Source organism: Streptomyces sp. H27-H5 (genome assembly GCF_026627505.1).
In the GTDB taxonomy this organism is placed as follows: Bacteria; Actinomycetota; Actinomycetes; order Streptomycetales; family Streptomycetaceae; genus Streptomyces.
The window spans coordinates 1-1731 of sequence record NZ_JAPNLK010000271.1 but is presented as its reverse complement, the minus strand read 5'-3'; the positions used below and the strand labels follow the sequence as shown (position 1 = coordinate 1731).

Genomic DNA, 1731 nt, shown 5'->3' with positions numbered 1-1731 from the left:
TCCAAGACCACGGAGTTAGGGCCGATCCGCGGCTGTCAACCGGATCAGGGTTTTTCGAGGAAGCGCAGGTCAGGGCAACGGGACTCTTGGTAGAGCAGGGAAGCCGACCAAGGTCTTCCCACTCGAAGGAGCCCCGTTGCCCGTTCAGTGTTCCACCGTCACGCTCACGTCGTCCATCACCGTCGCCGACGGCATCTTCGCTCCAGGGCATCTCGGCGAGCTGACACGGCAGTTGCCCTTCGAACTCGTCGATGACGTGCTGGAACACGTAGGCGGCGCCCAGCGGAGGCTGCGGCTGCTGCCGTCGAGGGTGGGCGTGTACTTCGTGCTGGCACTGGTCCTCTTCCCGACGCTGGGGTATGTGCGCGTGTGGGACAAGCTCACCGCCGGGCTGCGCGAGCTTCTCTCCCAGAGCCCCTCGGAGAAGGCGCTGCGAGAGGTCCGTCGGCGGCTGGGGGTCGCGCCGCTTCGGTTGCTGTTCGAAACGCTGGCCGGCCCCGTGGCACAGCCGAACACACCCGGGGTGCGATACCGATGCTGGCGCACAGTCGCCTTCGACGGGTGCAGCTCGACCAAGGCCCCTGACCGGCCGCGAGTCTGTGCGTGGCTGGGCAAACACAAGCACCGCTACGGCACGGACGGATTTCCGATGCTGAAGATTATGGTGCTGTGCGAGACCGGGACCCGGGCCCTGCTCGGCGCGGTCTTCGGACCGACTCCAGAGAAGGAAACCGGCTATGCCGAGCAACTGCTGCCGCTGCTGGACGACGGGATGCTGCTGCTCAACGACCGGGGATTCGACTCCGACGACTTCCTCGCGAAGGCCGCGGCCACCGGCGCGCAGTTGCTGGTGCGGCTCAAGGGAACCCGGACACCTGCCCGCTGGGCACTACTGCCGGACGGGTCGTTCCTGACCAGGATCAACGGGACCCGGCTGAGGATCATCGACGCGCGCATCGCGGTGACTACCGCTAAAGGGCTGCGGCTGGAAGGCCACTACCGACTGGCCACCACGCTGACCGATCACCGCCGCTACCCCGCCGACGAGCTCGTGCAGCTCTACCACGAACGATGGGAGATCGAATCGGCGTTCTACTCGCTCCGTCACACCTTGCAGTGCGGCCTGGTACTGCGCTCCCAGGACGCGGCCGGTATCCAGCAGGAGCTATGGGCTCACCTGACCGTCTACCAGGCACTGCGCCGGGCGATGGTCGAGGCCGTCGAAACAGTCCCCGGCGCCGACCCGGACCGCGCTTCCTTCACCGTCGCCCTGGAGACCGCGAAAGACCAGGTCATCGCCGCCGCCGATGTAGTACCCGAGACCGGACCGGGCCGGATCGCATCGGCAGTGCTGCACAATCTGCTTCCGCCCCGCCGGGCGCGTGTCAACCCCCGCCGCGTCAAGTGCCCGATCTCCCGCTACGCCGCCCCGCCTGACCAGGCGCAAGTCCTGGGCGCCTCCAGGATCACCAGCATCGACATCACCGTGCACTCGGCCGATGGATCGGGCGCCGACGGGCGTCGTGACCGCACACTGCAACTCCTGCGCACTGACTCGTTCCGCACCTGGCGCGCATGCGAAATCGCCAGAGGTATCGGACTGGAGGACGCCCGCGGCCTACGCGCTGAACTGGGACGCTGGGGTCCGTGAAGGCATTCTCCGCCGCACCGGACGGGGAATCTACGCCCTCGAACATGAGTGGATCGCGCCCGACCCCCCCTGGCCTTCAG

At 67.3% G+C, this 1731-nt stretch carries 1 pseudogene; it reads left to right on the top strand.

Annotated features, from left to right (window positions below):
• Window positions 1-136: 136 nt before the first annotated feature.
• A pseudogene (locus OTB19_RS42675) lies at window positions 137-1731 on the top strand (IS4 family transposase); the annotation flags it as partial.